18 protein-coding genes are annotated in these 18187 nt (G+C 39.8%); 2 read left to right on the plus strand and 16 right to left on the minus strand.

Features of this window, described 5'->3' with window-relative positions:
- Positions 1-38: 38 nt before the first annotated feature.
- The gene (rlmD, locus tag M1F63_RS09540) at positions 39-1409 is read right to left on the minus strand and encodes a 23S rRNA (uracil(1939)-C(5))-methyltransferase RlmD (RefSeq protein WP_139690246.1); all 1371 of its coding nucleotides are present in this window, start codon (positions 1407-1409) and stop codon (positions 39-41) included.
- Between the two features lie 37 nt (positions 1410-1446).
- Here rlmD and recX point away from each other — a divergent pair, with 37 nt between their 5' ends.
- Both recX and ntdP read left to right on the plus strand, forming a co-directional pair.
- Entirely contained in the window at positions 1447-2223 is a 777-nt protein-coding gene (recX, locus tag M1F63_RS09545; protein ID WP_139690247.1) for a recombination regulator RecX, read from the plus strand.
- Between the two features lie 88 nt (positions 2224-2311).
- Positions 2312-2845, plus strand: coding sequence for a nucleoside tri-diphosphate phosphatase (ntdP, locus tag M1F63_RS09550; protein ID WP_000775318.1), 534 nt, complete (start codon positions 2312-2314; stop codon positions 2843-2845).
- A gap of 69 nt (positions 2846-2914) precedes the next feature.
- On the opposite strand, the gene M1F63_RS09555 is transcribed toward ntdP, so the two are convergent.
- From M1F63_RS09555 to M1F63_RS09625, 15 genes are all read right to left on the minus strand, one after another.
- Positions 2915-3682: an epoxyqueuosine reductase QueH gene (locus M1F63_RS09555; RefSeq protein ID WP_000567567.1), complete on the minus strand. Its 768-nt coding sequence runs from the start codon at positions 3680-3682 to the stop codon at positions 2915-2917.
- Positions 3683-3806: 124 nt separating this feature from the next.
- A complete protein-coding gene (groL, locus tag M1F63_RS09560) occupies positions 3807-5429 on the minus strand; it encodes a chaperonin GroEL (protein ID WP_247941297.1) in 1623 nt (540 codons plus the stop codon).
- A gap of 15 nt (positions 5430-5444) precedes the next feature.
- Entirely contained in the window at positions 5445-5729 is a 285-nt protein-coding gene (groES, locus tag M1F63_RS09565) for a co-chaperone GroES (RefSeq protein WP_000917312.1), read from the minus strand.
- A 155-nt stretch (positions 5730-5884) separates the two neighbouring features.
- Positions 5885-6280 (minus strand): single-stranded DNA-binding protein, encoded by a 396-nt coding sequence (locus M1F63_RS09570; protein WP_000282459.1) that lies wholly within the window; start codon positions 6278-6280, stop codon positions 5885-5887.
- A 76-nt stretch (positions 6281-6356) separates the two neighbouring features.
- A complete protein-coding gene (locus M1F63_RS09575; protein WP_247941298.1) occupies positions 6357-7118 on the minus strand; it encodes an SDR family NAD(P)-dependent oxidoreductase in 762 nt (253 codons plus the stop codon).
- A 41-nt stretch (positions 7119-7159) separates the two neighbouring features.
- Positions 7160-7786: a YtpR family tRNA-binding protein gene (ytpR, locus tag M1F63_RS09580; RefSeq protein ID WP_247941299.1), complete on the minus strand. Its 627-nt coding sequence runs from the start codon at positions 7784-7786 to the stop codon at positions 7160-7162.
- 14 nt (positions 7787-7800) lie between these two features.
- Complete coding sequence (locus tag M1F63_RS09585; RefSeq protein ID WP_000632566.1) at positions 7801-8118, minus strand: thioredoxin family protein; 318 nt, start codon at positions 8116-8118, stop codon at positions 7801-7803.
- Positions 8115-8414, minus strand: coding sequence for a DUF4651 domain-containing protein (locus tag M1F63_RS09590; protein WP_247941300.1), 300 nt, complete (start codon positions 8412-8414; stop codon positions 8115-8117). The genes M1F63_RS09585 and M1F63_RS09590 overlap by 4 nt, the downstream gene beginning before the upstream one ends.
- Positions 8415-8567: 153 nt before the next feature.
- Positions 8568-10175 carry a CTP synthase gene (gene pyrG, locus M1F63_RS09595; RefSeq protein ID WP_247941301.1) on the minus strand — a complete coding sequence of 536 codons (1608 nt, stop codon included), beginning with the start codon at positions 10173-10175 and terminating at the stop codon, positions 8568-8570.
- A 318-nt stretch (positions 10176-10493) separates the two neighbouring features.
- Positions 10494-11084, minus strand: a complete 591-nt coding sequence (gene rpoE / locus M1F63_RS09600; protein WP_000418407.1) for a DNA-directed RNA polymerase subunit delta — start codon at positions 11082-11084, stop codon at positions 10494-10496.
- Positions 11085-11339: 255 nt separating this feature from the next.
- Positions 11340-12530, minus strand: a complete 1191-nt coding sequence (locus M1F63_RS09605; protein ID WP_247941302.1) for a hypothetical protein — start codon at positions 12528-12530, stop codon at positions 11340-11342.
- A complete protein-coding gene (locus tag M1F63_RS09610; RefSeq protein ID WP_084882439.1) occupies positions 12527-13486 on the minus strand; it encodes a hypothetical protein in 960 nt (319 codons plus the stop codon). The genes M1F63_RS09605 and M1F63_RS09610 overlap by 4 nt, the downstream gene beginning before the upstream one ends.
- Before the next feature lie 69 nt (positions 13487-13555).
- Positions 13556-16207 carry a valine--tRNA ligase gene (locus M1F63_RS09615; RefSeq protein WP_084848910.1) on the minus strand — a complete coding sequence of 884 codons (2652 nt, stop codon included), beginning with the start codon at positions 16205-16207 and terminating at the stop codon, positions 13556-13558.
- Between the two features lie 26 nt (positions 16208-16233).
- Positions 16234-17550, minus strand: coding sequence for an ABC transporter permease (locus M1F63_RS09620; RefSeq protein ID WP_084848909.1), 1317 nt, complete (start codon positions 17548-17550; stop codon positions 16234-16236).
- On the minus strand, positions 17547-18113 hold the full coding sequence (locus M1F63_RS09625) for a GNAT family N-acetyltransferase (RefSeq protein ID WP_247941303.1): 567 nt from the start codon (positions 18111-18113) through the stop codon (positions 17547-17549). The genes M1F63_RS09620 and M1F63_RS09625 overlap by 4 nt, the downstream gene beginning before the upstream one ends.
- Between the last annotated feature and the right edge of the window lie 74 nt (positions 18114-18187).

Raw genomic sequence — 18187 nt, forward strand, 5'->3', positions numbered from 1 at the left:
TATTATACCTACTTTTTTACCTTTGTCAAGGACTTTTTTCAGTGAAGTTGATTTTTTCTTTTCTTCACTAACTTAACCACTGCTTCTGTCCGTGCAGTGTGGGGAAACATATCGACCGACTGGATATACTGGAGGTCATAGACTTTTACTAATTTAACTAAATCTCGCGCCAAGGTCGAAACATTGCAGGATACATAGACCATTTTTTCTGGAACATAGGTCAGAATAGTATCCAACAGCTTATCATCTAAGCCTGTACGAGGAGGGTCAACTATCAGGGCATTTGCTCGGTAGCCTTCTTGATACCAGCGTGGAATAATCTCTTCTGCTGTTCCCGCCTCATAATGGGTATTGTCAAATCCCATTTTTTTAGCATTTCGCTTGGCATCTTCAATAGCTTCCGGAATAATATCCATTCCTCTGAGACTCTTGACCTTATTTGCGAAGGCAAATCCGATTGTCCCAACACCGCAATACGCATCGATCAGATGATCCTCTTTGCTGACATCCAGAGCCTTAACTGCTTCACTATAGAGAATTTCTGTCTGCTCCGGATTAAGCTGATAAAAAGCTCGGGGCGAGAGAGAAAACTCATAGTCCAGTACTCCTTCTTGAATACTCTCTTGGCCCCAGATAATTTCCGTCTTTTCACCATAGATTTCACTTGTTTTTGCTGTATTTGTATTGACAGCAACCGTGACAACTTCTGGAAAATCATTGACTAAGTCTTTGACCAGTTGATTTAAATTAAGCTGGCGATTTGTGACAATGATAATCTGAACTTGCCCCGTTTTTCTTGCTCTGCGTACCATGATGGTGCGAACACCGAGCGTTTTTCTCTCATCTGTAATTGGAATTTGGTGGTAAGTAAGAAGTTCAGCTAGGCGATTCGCTATCACTTGGGTTTCCTTATCTTGTACCAAGCAGTCTTTTAACTCTACGAGGTAATGAGAGTTTTGCGCATACAAACCTGCCTTGACCTGATTGTTGAATTTTCGAGTCTGGAATTGAAGCTTAGCACGGTAGTACTTTGGTTCCTGCATTCCGATAGTTGGACGGATTTCATAGTTTTCATATCCTGCAGGAGCAAATTTTTTCAGGGCTTGGCGGAGCAGATCCGTTTTGAACTCTAACTGTTTATCATAGTGGAGGTGCATAATTTGGCAACCACCACATTCATTATAAATCGTACAAGCCGGTACGACTCGAAATTTAGATTTCTTATTGACCTTTAGCAATTTGGCTTCAACAAAATTACGTTTAATAGAAGTAATCTGACAATAGATATCTTCTCCTTTGAGAGCGCCTGGCACAAAAACGAGGGTTTTCTGATAGAAACCGATTCCCTCACCATTGATGCCCATCCGCTTGATTTTTAAAGGTATTTTTTGTTTGACTTTCAGATTCATACCCCTATCTTATCACATTTTAGGGTATAATAGAACTATGAAAATCACAAAACTTGAAAAGAAAAAACGTCTCTACTTGATGGAGTTAGATGGACAGCAAACCTCTTATATCACGGAAGATACCATCGTCCGTTTTATGTTGTCTCGAGATAAGGTCATTAGCAAAGAGGAACTTATCGAGATTCAGGGCTTTGCTCAGTTTTCGTATGGTAAGAATCTCGCCCTCTACCATTTATCCTTCAAGGCTCGTACTGAAAAGGAAGTGCGAGAGTATCTGAAAAAGTATGATATTGAAGAAAAAATCATTAGTCAAGTTATCGCTAGTCTTAAAGATGATAACTGGATAAATGATCGTCAGTATGCCTGCTCTATCATCAACGCCAATCAACTTTCTGGAGATAAGGGACCTTATGTGCTAGCTCAAAAACTGTCTCAAAAAGGGATTGCCAAATCAACGATTGAAGAGGTTTTAAAGGATTTTGATTTTTCAGAGGTTGCTCAACGTGTTTCAGAAAAACTGCTTAAAAAATACAATGGAAAGCTTCCTGCTCGTGCCTTGCAGGATAAGATTATTCAAAACTTGACGAACAAAGGCTTCTCCTATTCTGATGCTAAAAATGCTTTTGATGACTTGGATAGTCAAGTCGACCAAGAAACGACTCAAGAGCTTATTTTTAAAGAACTGGATAAACAATATTCTAAATATGCTCGTAAATATGAAGGTTACGAACTAAAGCAACGTTTAACTCAGGTCCTAGCTAGAAAAGGCTATGATTTTTCGGATATAGCAAGCGCTCTCAGAGAATATCTTTAACATTTTCGTGTAAAATTCAAAAAAATTAGACCGATTTATGATATAATAGTAAACGATAAACTTATAAATTGTAGAAAGTTGGTTAGTTATGAAACTTCCAAAAGAAGGCGACTTTATTACAATTCAAAGTTATAAGCATGATGGGAGTCTTCACCGTACTTGGCGAGACACCATGGTACTAAAAACAACAGAGAACGCCATTATCGGCGTCAACGACCACACACTTGTTACCGAAAGTGACGGTCGTCGTTGGGTGACTCGAGAACCGGCTATTGTTTACTTTCACAAAAAATATTGGTTTAATATTATTGCCATGATTCGCGATAATGGGATTTCCTACTATTGCAATATGGCCAGCCCCTACTATCTAGATGAGGAAGCCCTGAAATACATTGATTATGATTTGGATGTCAAGGTCTTCACTGATGGTGAAAAGCGTCTCTTGGACGTTGAAGAGTATGAGCGCCATAAACGCAAAATGAAGTATTCTGATGATTTAGACTATATTTTGAAAGAGCATGTTAAAATCCTTGTTGATTGGATCAACAATGGACGCGGTCCTTTCTCAGAGGCCTATGTCAACATTTGGTACAAACGCTACATAGAACTAAAGAATCGGTAAAGTTGTCAAACCGGGGTGAGAGCCCTGGTTTTTTATTTGAAAAACCCAGCCTGGAAGCTGGGTTAATTTCTATATATCTAATTTAGTAACAGTAAACTTGATGTGGGAATAGTCTTTTTCAACATCCTTATCCAACAAGAAAGCCGTGGCATCCTTCTTAACCTGAACAAGATCAATGTTCTGGGCTTGAGCTGCATAGACACATCCACAATAACATTGACGATAAATATCATACTCCTCGCACATCTCCACCGAACGCTTGTAACCTTGGTTTTTCTTGAAATCACTTGGGAGATAGTGGGTTGTATAAATCTTTTGCACATCAATTCCGATGCTGTTGATGGTTTGAGAATTCTTATGGGGACTGATGGTCAAGGCTGAACCAAAGTAGTCAAATCCCAAATCCATAGCCACTTGCGCTGTTTTGTCCAGACGGTAATCAAAGCACACCTTGCAACGGTCGCCACCTTCGGGTTCTTCTTCAAGTCCTCTGACTAGCTTTCGGTATTCATTTGGTTCGTAGGGAGCTTCAAGATACTGAACCGTATTTCCCGTTCGCTCATTGAAATCACTGACAAATTTTTTGGTGACATAAGCCCGCTTGTGGTATTCTGCCTTAGGATGGATATTGGAATTGGCAAAATAGATGGTCACATCAGCGTATTTTGTCAGGTATTCTAAGGTGTAGGTACTACAAGGAGCACAGCAAACATGCATGAGAATAGTTGGACGTTGCTCATTTTTCTCCCATACTTGTACCATCTTCTGCATGACACGGTCATAATTAATCTTCTGATTTGGGTTCATCTTGCTCAGAATTTCTTCTACATCGATCATGTTCTTCTCCTTTTTCTAGTCTTATTTTATCATATAAGTTAGGAGAGCTCAAATCTATTTAGAAGAGATTATCATAAAAAGAAGGGATATGCATTCCCTTCTTTGGTTTTTTTATAAGTTAATTTTACATCATCCCGCCCATCATGCTTGGATCCATGGCTGGAGCTGGGGCAACTGGTTCTGGTTTATTGGCTACGACTGCTTCTGTTGTCAAGATCAAGCTGGCTACAGATGCTGCATTTTGAAGGGCTGAACGACTCACTTTAACTGGGTCAATGATTCCCTCTTCAATCATGTTGACCCACTCGCCAGTTGCTGCGTTGAAGCCTGTACCAAGCTCAGCATTCTTCAAGCGATCGATAACAATAGAACCTTCGAATCCTGCATTGTGAGCGATTTGACGAACAGGCTCTTCCAAGGCGCGGAGAACAATATTGCGTCCTGTTGCTTCATCTCCTGTCAATTCCAAATCAGCAACGGCTGGAATGACATTGGCAAGAGCAGTTCCACCACCTGCAACGATTCCTTCTTCAACGGCTGCACGAGTAGCGTTGAGGGCATCTTCAATGCGGAGTTTCATTTCTTTCAACTCAGTTTCAGTTGCAGCTCCGACCTTGATGACTGCGACACCACCTGACAATTTTGCCAAGCGTTCTTGCAATTTTTCACGATCAAATTCAGAAGTTGTAGTTTCGATTTGAGACTTGATAACCGCAACACGGTGAGAAATAGCTTCAGGATTTCCAGCACCTTCTACGATAACAGTGCTATCTTTGTCCACAGTTACTCTCGCTGCTTGACCAAGCGCCTCAATTGTCGCATCTTTCAACTCAAGACCAAGATCCTCTGTGATAACTGTTCCACCTGTCAAGATAGCGATTTCTTCCAACATAGCCTTACGACGGTCACCGAAACCAGGAGCCTTAACAGCAACTACGTTGAAGGTTCCACGAATCTTGTTCAATACAAGGGTTGGAAGAGCTTCGCCATCCACATCATCTGCAATAATCAAGAGTGGACGATTGCTTTGGAGAATGCTTTCTAGAAGAGGCAAGATTTCTTGGATATTGGAAATCTTCTTGTCTGTAATCAAGATGTATGGATTTTCAAGGTCAGCCACCATTTTTTCACTATCTGTCACCATGTACTGTGAAAGGTAACCACGGTCAAACTGCATTCCTTCCACGACTTCGAGCTCTGTTTCCATACCACGTGACTCTTCAATGGTGATGACTCCATCTTTGCCAACTTTTTCCATAGCTTCAGAGATGTATTCGCCAACTTTCTCAGAACGAGAAGATACGGCAGCAACCTGAGCGATGGCTTCTTTATTGGCAACAGGGATGGCATTGTTTTTCAAGGCTTCTACAGCTGCGGCAACCGCTGCTTCAATACCCCGACGGATACCAATTGGATTAGCACCTGCTGTGACGTTTTTGATTCCTTCGCGGACGATTGCTTGAGTCAAAACAGTTGCAGTTGTTGTTCCATCACCTGCGATATCGTTGGTCTTTGAAGCTACTTCTGATACCAATTTGGCACCCATGTTTTCAAAATGGTCTTCCAACTCGATTTCTTTTGCAATGGTCACACCGTCATTGGTGATGAGGGGCGAACCAAATGATTTTTCAAGAACGACATTCCGACCTTTTGGTCCCAAGGTTACTTTAACAGTGTCTGCTAGGATATCGACACCACGAACCATCGCTGAACGAGCATCAGATGAAAATTTAATTTCTTTTGACATACTTACTTTCTCCTTCTATTCTTCAATGATAGCCAAGATGTTAGCTTCGCCAACGATGATGTACTTTTCATCGCCATCTTTGACATCAATACCAGCGTGGGCTTCAACTAAGACACGGTCTCCAGCCTTAACGCTTGGAGCAACCAAGTCACCGTTCAAGGTACGAACCCCTTGTCCAGTAGCTACAACTTGGGCTGTTTTTGTTTTTTCTTGGGCTGAGCCCGCAAGGACAAAGCCTCCAGCAGTTTGTTCTTTTTCTTCGATTTTCAAGACCACACGGTCTCCTAATGGTTTCAACATCTGTTTTCCTCCATGATAAACTACATATTATTAGCACTCTTTATATATGAGTGCTAATTTATAGTTCTATTGTATCACTTGGTCAGAAATAGTCAAGAAAAAAGTCTGACTTTGGCAAGATAAAAAGTCTGAGACCAACTCAGACTTTTCAATGTTTAAAATGGCAATTCCTCCTCTTCCAAGACCAAATCTGCCAAATCCTGTCCAGCGTTATTTTCACGCATAGCACGTTGGGCGCGGCTTTCCAAAAGTTGGAATCCTGTGGCAAGGACTTCAGTCACATAGTTCATCTGGCCATTTTTCTCAAAGCGACGGGTACGAAGTTCTCCATCCACAGAGATGAGACTACCTTTAGTTGCGTAGCTTGCCAAGGTTTCAGCCAATTTCCCCCAAAGAACAAGATTGACAAAATCAGCTTCACGTTCACCGTTTTGGTCTTTGTAACGACGATTCACAGCGATAGTTGCTCGCGCTACTGACTTGTCATTGTTGGTTTTGTGCAATTCTGGTGTAGACGTCAAGCGCCCGATCATGATAACTTTATTATACATTTTTCATCCTCCTACTTATCTATTCGCAGGAAATCAAAAAAAGTTACAGAAATTTGTAACTTTTCGAGAAAATTTTTTATTTTTTATGAACCATGAAACCTGTCGCCTGTTGATTGGCCATAATAGTCATATCTGTAATCTGCACACGACGAGGATGACTGGTCACATAGACCACTGTATCTGCAATATCCTGAGCTTGCAAGGCTTCGATCCCCTGGTAGACCGCCTCAGCCCGCCCTTTGTCACCATGAAAACGTACTGTAGAAAAATCTGTTTCGACGATCCCCGGTTGAATGGTTGTCACCTTGATGTCCGTTGCGATGGTATCAATTCGCAGACCATCTGAAAAAGTTTTAACCGCAGCCTTGGTGGCTGAATAGATCGCCGCACCCGCATAGGCGTAGATTCCTGCAGTTGACCCCATATTGATGATATGACCTTGATTGGCTGCTACCATCGCTGGTAAGAAACAGCGAGTAACTGCCATCAAGCCCTTAACATTGGTATCCAACATGGTCAGCATATCCAACTCTTCATAGTCTTGATAGGGTGCTAAGCCAAGAGCTAGTCCAGCGTTATTGACCAATATATCAATCTGCCCTATCGTTTCCAAAATATCGGAGCAGACAGTCTTGACCATGGTCATATCCGTGACATCCAGTGGAAAGGTCCAAACGGTTTGATTAGGAAAAGTTTCTGCAAACTCTGACTTGAGAGTCTCTAGTCTGTCTGTCCGTCGCCCTGTTAGAACGACATTCTCCCCCTGCTCCAGATAAGTACGCGCAATCGCTTCACCGATTCCTGAGGTCGCTCCTGTAATCACTACATTTTTCGCCATCTTATCCCCCTCTATCTGGTCTATCAAATACCGACAATTTCCTAGGCCGTCCAGTGTTTGGCTGGGTCAAATGGAGTTCCGACAACTTGGTCTTCTGATAATTCAATAACCCCACGTTTTTGCGGAGCATTTGGTAAGGCAAGTTCACGAGGGCTGCACATCATGCCAAAACTCTTTTCACCACGAAGTTCGCCTGGGAAAATAAGATTTCCTTTTGGCATCATCGCTCCAGGAAGAGCTACAATAGTTTTCAAACCGACACGCGCATTGGGAGCCCCTGCAACGATTTGCACTGTCTTGTCACTTGCGACTGCAACTTGGCAGATATTAAGGTGGTCGCTATCTGGGTGAGCTACCATCTCAACAATCTCACCAACAACAAACTTAGGTTCCTTGTCATTGACAATTTCTTCTGTAAATCCTTCCGCCTGCAATTCTTGGTTCAAACGTGCTACTTGCTCATCTGTCAAAAAGACTTGACCGCGCTCTGCAATTTCGAACAAACTTGAAACTTCGAAAATATTCCAAGCTACTGTTTCCCCATTATCTTTGAGGAAAACACGGGCTACTTTGCCTTTGCGCTCCACGTCTAGTTTGGCATCTCCGCTGTTTTTCACGATGATCATAAGGACATCGCCAACATGCTCTTTATTATATGTAAAAATCATTCTTTCCTTTTCTCCTATTTCAGTTCTGCTAAAAAGTCGTTAATTTGTTGCTTGCTTTTACGGTCGCGATTGACAAATCGGCCGATTTCCTTGTCCTTTTCTAGCACAACAAGGCTAGGAATCCCGTACACATCCCAGAGTTTGGCTAGATCCATGTACTGGTCACGGTCCACTCGAATAAATGTGAACTCTGGATTTGTCTCCTCAATCTCTGGCAAGGCAGGATAGATATAACGACAATCGCCACACCAGTCCGCCACAAAAAGAAAAACCTTCTTGCCATCTTGCTCGACAAAACCTGCTAGTTCTTCTATACTATTGGGAGTAATCATAAGACTTCCTCCTCATAGACCAGGTCTTCATTTTCATAGACAAAGGTGTAATGACGGCCATCCTCGAAAATGACTCCTCCGACAAGTCGCTCTAGGCTACTTTCGTAGACTTGAACATAGAGAGTCGCAATCTCACCCATATCTGAGAAAAGTTCGCGCACGATAGCGGTCAACTCTTCTTGCGTCTTCATGAGTTTGTGGTTATCTGCTGCTTTTTTGGCACCCAAAGCAAGGGCACTTAGACCAGCCACAGTCAAGCCAGTCATCCATAATTTCTTAGCTTTCATATCATTCATTGTAACACAAAAAGGGCTCTAGGACAAATAGGGAAGCCGTATACGAGCAAGGAAAATCTCTTCCCTCAGTGAGTCTAATTCTTATTGCCAAGCGCCTGAGTTCCTGAATGAATTAAAAAACCTCTGAGATTATTCTCAGAGATTAGAAGATAACTAGTTACTATTTTCAACTGCTGCAGTCACAAAGGCAGTGTAGAGTTCTTCTGGACGGTTCGGACGGCTGGAAAGTTCAGGGTGATACTGACAAGCCACAAAAAATTTATTTTCAGGAATCTCAACGATTTCTACCAAACGATTGTCTGGCGAAACACCTGAGAAGACAAAATCTGCTGCCTCAAACTGTTCACGAAAGGCGTTGTTAAACTCATAACGGTGACGGTGACGGCGTTGCACCACTTCTTGATTGTGATAAGCAGCTGCTGCCTTAGAACCTCGTTTTAACTTAGACGGATAAAGTCCCAAACGAAGGGTTCCTCCCATATCCTCAATATCAACCTGGTCACGCATGATATCAATGATAGGGTATTTTGTATCAGAATCAAGCTCTGCAGAATTGGCACCTTCAAGCCCTAAAACGTGACGAGCAAACTCGATACAAGTCAACTGCATTCCCAAACAGACACCCAACATTGGGACATCATTCTCACGCGCATAACGGATGGCTTGAATTTTTCCTTCCGTACCACGTTGGCCAAAACCTCCTGGTACGATGATTCCGTCCGCATCAGACAAGAGTTCTGCCACATTCTCTGCTGTCACATCATTGGCGTTGATCCAATTAATCTTCACTTCTGCGTCGTTGGCATAACCAGAGTGTTTCAAGGCTTCAACCACTGAGATGTAGGCATCTTGCAACTCCACATACTTACCGACAAGGGAAATTTTAACTTGTTTTTTCAGGTTCATGACCTTGTCCACCATAGCTGACCATTCTGTCATATCCGCTGCTGGTGCGTCTAATTTCAAATGGTCACAAACAATTTGATCCATACCTTGTGCCTGCAAATTCAGTGGAATTTGGTAAAGATGTTCGACATCCAACGATTCGATAACGGCTTCTGGTGCCACATCACAGAACTGGGCCAGTTTGTTTTTAATGCCTTGACCAGCTGGTTTCTCGGTACGAATGACCAACATATTTGGCTGGATTCCCAAACCACGCAATTCTTTTACAGAATGTTGAGTTGGCTTTGTCTTCATCTCACCAGCAGCTTTTAGATAAGGAAGCAAGGTTGTGTGGATATACATAACATTATCTGCACCCACATCTGCCTTCATCTGACGAAGGGCCTCTAGAAATGGCAAGGACTCAATATCCCCAACGGTTCCACCGACCTCTGTGATAATGACATCAGAGTCTGTCGTTAGAGCGGCACGCTTGATTTTTTCTTTCAAAGCATCTGTGATATGAGGAATGACTTGAACAGTTGCGCCAAGGTACTCGCCACGGCGCTCCTTACGAAGAACTTCACTGTAAATTTTACCAGTTGTCACGTTAGAATATTTGTTAAGATTGATATCGATGAAACGTTCATAGTGACCCAAGTCCAAATCTGTCTCAGCTCCGTCATCTGTCACAAAAACTTCCCCGTGCTGATAAGGGCTCATAGTTCCCGGATCGATATTGATATAAGGGTCAAACTTCTGAATAGTCACTTTTAGACCACGATTTTTCAAGAGACGACCCAGACTTGCTGCCACAATCCCTTTCCCAATAGACGACACCACACCACCAGTTACAAAAATATATTTCGTAGACATAGATTCCTCTTTCTAAAATGCTCAAGGCCTTGTTAACTACGAGGGGAGATCGAAAACAAGACCCTTATGAATCACGACTTTTCAAGAAAAACTTCCTGAAAAAACAAAAATAGCTCCCTAGTAACTAGGGAGCCCCGACCTCTAAAAGAGGTGCCCGAACAATATGATACCTTAAAGCAGAACATTTGTCAACCCGAATTGGTAAAAGATGAAAATAAGAAGATTGCTTTCAGAAAACAAACTAAAAATCCACATCCAAACGGATGACCTGCTCAAGCAAGAAAAAAGGAGACCAGGTGATCTCCTCTGTGAAGTCTTTTACTCTTCTTCACTCGTTTCAGCGTCATCATCAGAAAACTCATCGTCTTCTTCGTTGAGATCCACGTCTTCTCCCAAGTCATCAGGGGCGATTTCGTTGATTTCTGCATCGTAAGCTTCCACTTCATTTTTCTCATCATCTGGGTTTTCATCATCGTATGAAAGAGCTGGATCTGCTTCGTATGCATCCTCGTCTTCTGGATCATCCGCATTGTAGTCAATAGCATCTGAATCGCCATCCATGAAGGCATTGACACGTTTTTTCTTAGCTTTTGGTGCCACTTCATCGTCATCATTTTCTTCAAGAGCAATGATTTCTTCGTCAATCTCGTCCACACCATACCATGAGCGAAGGCCCCATTTGTTGTCTCCAAGTGAGATGAAGCTACCGTCAAAGTTCAACTCTGTGTAGAACAAAGGCAAGGCTTCGCGGATATCGCTGTTTGATGTTCCAAGGTAGTTTTGAATTTCGTTTACAAGATCGCTAAAATGCATCTCATGATCGCGACCACGAAGTTCCAAGATAGCACGCGCTACCTCAATCATAGATAGTTCACTTTTTTCTTGCCCAGCAAATACTTCTAATTCCAAAGCGTTTCTCCTCATTTTTACTACTATCGCCAGAGCGAACAGACTCTGACCTCATTTTATCATGTACTCTTTATTGTACGATAATTTTGCAGAATAGTCAAAGGTTAAATGGGAGAAAGTGACAGGACTTTTTATTTCTTTGCGACCCAGCTGATGGGAGCGATGGAGGGAGGTACGGGCATGAATTGACTGAATTTTCATGTGGTAAGCTACTTTCTAAAATATATTAAAAAGGAAACTCTATATTAAACTGTATTAAAAACAACCATATTTCATAGGAATTAACAATCTTATAACAAGTATAATTAACAAGCTTAGTAATAATAAGTTATACATGTTACGATACAATGGCTTCTTGATGAATTTGTTAAATTCTTCCTCAGAAATAAACATTTGACTCACATAAAGATCTTTTAAACATTGATATCGTTTTCTAATATTTCTAATATCTAAATTAAACATTATCATGATGATTAACAAAGCCATAATCAAAAGTAATAACAATACATTAGTTTTTTCTGAAGTTGAACAAACAATTCTTCCAAAAATACTTTGACCATCACTCTTTTTTATAAAATCAAAAATAATCAAAGAAAAAGCCGTTAACCAACCAAATAATTTCGTATTTAAACTTGAATTAGATTCACTAATCATAGTCGAAATTTTTATAAAGTCATCTTTTAAATTATTTTGAAGTTCGAAATAATGGTCTGTTTTTCCACTAACGATTCTATTAAAAATAGATTCTGCTTGATTTTTAATTAAGTCCAATCCATCAAGTTTTTTTTGTTTTAGAATTAAACTTCGAACAATCTGTAACTTTACTTTATAAGCTTCACTGTATTCTTGTTCAGTAACAATCCATTCATAAATTTCTAATAATCCATCAATTTCTAATGATCCATCGATTGAATTTTGTTTTCCAAATTCAGTTTTAAAGACAAAAGAATCTAAATCTCCTTCAAAGGTAAATTCAAGTCTATTTTGTTGTCTTTTTGTTCGATTAGCTAAAAGCAATAACACATATATGTTTATAAGGTGGCGTACCCGATTACTTTTAGAACTATAGTCTCCTCCAGACAAAAGTTTTAAAGAAATTTTTAATTTATCATATTCTACACCATTAATGGTATTAAAACTAATAATTTTCAAATAGTTTTCAGCATCAGATTCAGTAACTACTTTAAATTCGCTAGTTACTGAATCAAAATATTGTATATTATCATAATTTTTAATACATAATTTGTCAAAAATTTGTTGTAGATTATGACTTGGTGCATTTATGAATTCTTCTTCAAAAATCCAAGTATTTTCTTTATTATAGATATAGTACCCGTCATTCTTATTGAGACCAATCTGATTTGATTTAAAAATTTGTTGTAAAGGAGAATTTAAATCTATAATCGCAGCAGTATTTTGCCATTTTGTTACTATATTACTAGTCATTCATCTATACCAAGATTTTGTAAAACTTGTGAGCGATACCTCGCCTGAATATCCAACTCTAACTTACCTGTATTTCTATTATATTCTACTTCCTGCCTATCTTTCATCTCAATAATATTATCCGTATAAATACTTGTTATATCAGATATTTGTAAAGATTTTTTAAAATGTTTAACAATCATTTTCTTAGATATATCAAATTCTGAATCTAAATCCAATGATCTTTCAGAAAAAATCTCACTTTCATCATTTGTATCTAACAAATTATTTTGAACTAATTTATTAGTTAGTTCAACCTTGTCAAAAGAAATACTTTCAAAAATATATTCTAATGATAACTCTTTAACTTCTTCATAGTTTTCTCTATTTATAACTTCTTCAGAAAATAATAAGTTATTATTAATAAATTTAATCAATGTGTCAGTATTAGTATCACTATCTCTAAAAAGTTTTAAATCCAAAAATTTATTATACCAAAATTTAGCGGCAGTATTACTTTTATCAATGATGGTTACATTATCAAAATTATTCTCAAAAATACAAATCTTGTAGTAACTATTATCTAATCCTAAATCTTGTCTAATAGCAAATGTTTCAGGATCAATTGCATTCGTCGATTCTAACTTTATCAACTTAATATGACTACCAATTTGCTCAATAAACAGTATACCTGTTCTAATCGTTTTATTTCTTTTCCCATCCTCATTCGTTTCTGCTGACAATAATTTATCAGCGAATTTTTTAAAATCAAAATTGTCTTTAGGACTATGATTTTTAAATTCAAACAATACTGAAGTGTTTGTTTGTTTTTCAGGAGGTAAAATACACTTTACGGCCAGATGAGATCTTTGATCACCTATCAAAAAATTAAACAACTTTCGGATGTTTTTTACCTTTTCTTGATCGAGTGTCCGCTCTTCAATAACTTCATCAATGGAATATACTTTTATAGTCATACTAAAACCTCATTATTAGTGATGTTTTAATTATACCAAAAACCCCAACAAATTGCCGAGGTTTATAGTTTATTTCACCAACTTCTTCATCTCATCAATACGTGCTACGGTCGCATCGTACTTAGCTTGGTAGTCGGCTTGTTTGTCGCGTTCTTTTTGGACAACTTCTGGTTTGGCATTGGCTACGAAGCGTTCGTTAGAGAGCTTCTTACCTACCATATCCAGTTCTTTTTGCCATTTAGTCAGTTCCTTGTCGAGACGAGCCAGTTCTTCTTCGACATTGAGGAGGTCTGCCAGTGGCAGGTAAATTTCTGCTCCTGTGATGACGCTTGACATCGCGAGTTCTGGTGCAGGGATGTTTGAAGCAATTTCCAAGTGTTCTGGATTTGTGAAGCGTTTGATGTAGTTCACATTGCTGTTAAAGAAGGCTTCCAAGTCGCTATCGCTTGTCTTAACAAGGATGGTGATTGGCTTGCTTGGGGCAACGTTTACTTCGGCACGCGCATTACGAACGGCACGGATCAAGTCTTTGAGGCTTTCGACACCTGTATGAGCCACAAGGTCTTCGAAGGCAGGGTTGACAGTTGGGTATTCTGCTGTAACGATAGAGCCTTCTGAGATTTGTCCAAAGATCTCCTCTGTCACAAATGGCATGATTGGGTGAAGGAGACGAAGAATCTTGTCCAAAGTGTAAAGGAGAACAGAACGTGTGATGACTTTCTCTTCTTCGTTGTCGCTATAAAGGACTTCCTTGGTCAATTCAACATACCAGTCCGCAAACTCATCCCAGATGAAGTTGTAGAGGATGTGCCCAGCTACACCAAACTCAAACTTGTCAAAGTTGGCAGTAGCTTTTCCAATGGTTTCATTAAGGTTGTGGAGAATCCAGCGGTCTGTAACATTGCCAGCTTCCTTATTAACAACTTTTTCGACGTTGGCAGTAGCTTGCTCAAGGGTCAAACCTTCATTGTTCATAAGGATATAGCGAGAGATGTTCCAAATCTTGTTAATGAAGTTCCATGAAGCATCCATTTTCTCATAAGAGAAGCGGACGTCTTGTCCTGGGGCAGAACCGTTTGAAAGGAACCAACGAAGTGCATCGGCACCGTATTTCTCGATAACATCCATCGGATCAATCCCGTTTCCGAGAGATTTAGACATTTTACGTCCTTGCTCATCACGAATGAGACCGTGGATAAGAACGTTTTGGAATGGTTGACGGCCAGTGAATTCCAAGGATTGGAAGATCATACGAGACACCCAGAAGAAGATGATGTCGTAACCTGTTACCAAAGTTGAAGTTGGGAAGTAACGTTTGAAGTCTTCTGAATCAACATCAGGCCAGCCCATGGTTGAGAATGGCCAAAGGGCAGAACTAAACCAAGTATCCAGGACGTCTTCGTCCTGAGTCCATCCGTCGCCTTCTGGAGCTTCTTCGCCGACGTACATTTCACCTTCAGCATTGTACCAAGCAGGGATTTGGTGGCCCCACCAGAGCTGACGAGAAATTACCCAGTCGTGGACATTTTCCATCCATTGGAGGAAGGTATCATTGAAACGCGGCGGGTAGAATTCAACCTTGTCTTCTGTATCTTGGTTGGCAATAGCATTTTTCGCCAATTGATCCATCTTGACGAACCATTGAGTTGACAAGCGTGGTTCCACCACAACACCTGTACGCTCTGAGTGACCAACACTGTGGACACGTTTTTCGATTTTTACAAGGGCACCGATTTCTTCCAACTTGGCAACGACTGCCTTACGAGCTTCAAAACGGTCCATGCCTGCAAATTCAAAGGCCAAATCATTCATAGTTCCGTCGTCGTTCATGACGTTGACTTGTGGCAAGTTATGACGTTGACCAACCAAGAAGTCGTTTGGATCATGGGCAGGCGTGATTTTTACAACACCAGTACCAAACTCAGGATCGGCATGTTCATCCCCAACGATTGGGATTAATTTATTAGCGATTGGAAGGATGACGTTTTTACCAATCAAGTCCTTGTAGCGTGGATCTTCTGGATTTACCGCAACGGCTACGTCTCCAAACATAGTTTCAGGACGAGTTGTCGCTACTTCAAGGGCGCGTGAACCGTCTTCCAGCATGTAGTCCATGTGGTAGAAGGCACCTTCGACATCCTTGTGGATAACTTCGATATCAGAAAGGGCTGTGCGAGCAGCTGGGTCCCAGTTGATGATAAACTCACCACGGTAGATCCAGCCTTTCTTGTAAAGGTCCACGAAGACCTTGCGAACGGCTTTTGACAGACCTTCATCAAGAGTGAAACGCTCACGAGAGTAGTCTACAGAGAGACCCATCTTACCCCATTGTTCCTTGATAGTAGTGGCATATTCGTCTTTCCATTCCCAGACCTTATCGAGGAATTTTTCACGACCGAGGTCATAACGGGTAATGCCCTCACCACGCAAGCGCTCCTCAACCTTAGCTTGAGTGGCAATACCCGCATGGTCCATACCTGGAAGCCAAAGCGTATCAAAGCCTTGCATGCGTTTTTGACGGATGATGATATCTTGCAAGGTTGTGTCCCAAGCGTGACCAAGGTGAAGTTTACCTGTAACGTTTGGTGGTGGAATGACGATTGAATAAGGCTTAGCCTTTTGATCGCCTGAAGGCTTGAAAACATCAGCGTCAAGCCATTTTTGGTAACGACCAGCCTCAACCTCGGCTGGATTGTATTTAGGTGAAAGTTCTTTAGACATGTGTTTGTCCTTTCTATAAATATAATCTAATTAAAATATCTATTTGAAGCCTCTATATAATATCTCCGTATTAAATATACAATTAATTTACTTAGCCCATAAGCAACAGCTATAGAAATTAGCAACATAGCAGATGAAACCAAAACTCCTGATGCAAAATTTGAAGACGATTGGCTATCAAATAAAGAGATAAGAAAAATTTTCAATTCATTTATTTGTTCTATTTTTTCATTTTTTATTAATTGTTTCGTTGATATAGAGGATATTATGTTAAATATAAACAATGTATTAAAACTCATCATTTGTAGCCAGTAAAGATGTTTTTTCATAAAAGGGGTAGGAGATTTTGAATAACCTTTTGGTATTATGCTATTCACTTCTCCTATAAAAGTTGGCAAAAGCATGGGTAAAAACCATGTTAAAATGCCAATTAAATCACTTTCAATCTGATCTAAAAGAATCAAAAAAATCGACAACAAACCAATCAAAGCCCAATTCGATAAGACTTTTTCTTTATCTTCTCCGCCTCTATCAATCCCTTCGCAAACAATTGTCCAAAAATAAACAGTAAAAGACATAAGCATTAAGTAAACCAAGGCTCTACTATCATTAAGAGAGCTGATTCGAAAAAACATAGATATGTATAAGCATATCGACATAATTGATATACCATATGCTTTAACATTCGAATTCCAAAATACTCTTCCTGATTGTTTGTGAATTCCATTTTGTTTTTTATAAAACCAAACTGATAAATATCCTCGAAAGGCAGGCAACAATATGAGTAATGCAGACATAGATAAAATAATAAAAATCCATTCTATGGTATCATAGGTTATTGGTAACTCATTTAAAAAATTATCAATCGTATTCTTATTATCTCGTATAATATATTTCAAAAAATAACATAGAAGAACAAAAAAAGTATCAAATAGATTGAAGACTACAAGTGCACTCCTACTTCTTTGAAGATAAGTTTTAAAACCTGTAAATCTTTGTTCAAATATTAAAACATAGGTTATAAGCAAGAATAACTGGCAAAAAATAGAAACAATTAGTAAATTTTTGAAATATATAGCTAATATAGTGGCTATAATGATTAATAATATGAACACAGCCCAATAAACTATTTTAGACTTCAAATTAATTGGCAATTTATTTAACCTAATGCCATACCCTAATATTAGGATCCCTATCAAGCCTTCTATTATCCAAATCGGAGATACAGGTAAATAATTATTTGGAACTAAAGATATAAAAAAAACAATAGGTACTAAAAGCAATAAAGAAATTAATAATAAGATTGGAACTAAAGCTATGAAATATGAAAGTATTTTTTTCATTTCTTTTCACTCCCCCACTCACTCCTCAGCAAGCCATATATCAGACTGTCACAGCGATTTCCTTGGGCATCTTTGCGGTCTCTTATGCGAGCTTCGAGGGTAAAGCCAAGTTTCTCTGCAACTCGTTGACTTTGAAGGTTATTACCAAAGCAAGTTAGTTCAATCTTGTGTAGTTTCAATTCTTTAAAAGCTAAATCAATCAAGGTACGTGCCGCTTCAGGAACATAATCTAGACCCCAATAGTCTGGATGTAAGATATAGCCAATCTCCAAGACATCATCCTCGTGACGACGAGGGAAATCAACAGAGCCGATGATAGTATCGGTCCCTTTAACCACTATGCCGTAACCAGCTGGGAGATTGTTCTTTTCATTACGCTCGGGAAGGATATGTTCTAGGTAATAAATCTCATCTTCCAAGGTCTTGACGGGCGGAAAGCCTGCTGGATAGGAAACTTCTGACCTACTGGCATAGTCAAAGATATCCACAACATCAGCCACGGTACGGACTCGTAAGACTAGCCGTTCGGTTTCTAAACGTTCTGGTAACTCTGCTCTTGTCATCCTTCTACCTCGCTTCCCATAAAAAAATGCCCCTGCCATCTACATGACAGGGACGAATGTGTTTATCCGCGGTA

This window comes from Streptococcus oralis, assembly GCF_023109155.1.
GTDB lineage: Bacteria > Bacillota > Bacilli > Lactobacillales > Streptococcaceae > Streptococcus > Streptococcus oralis_BZ.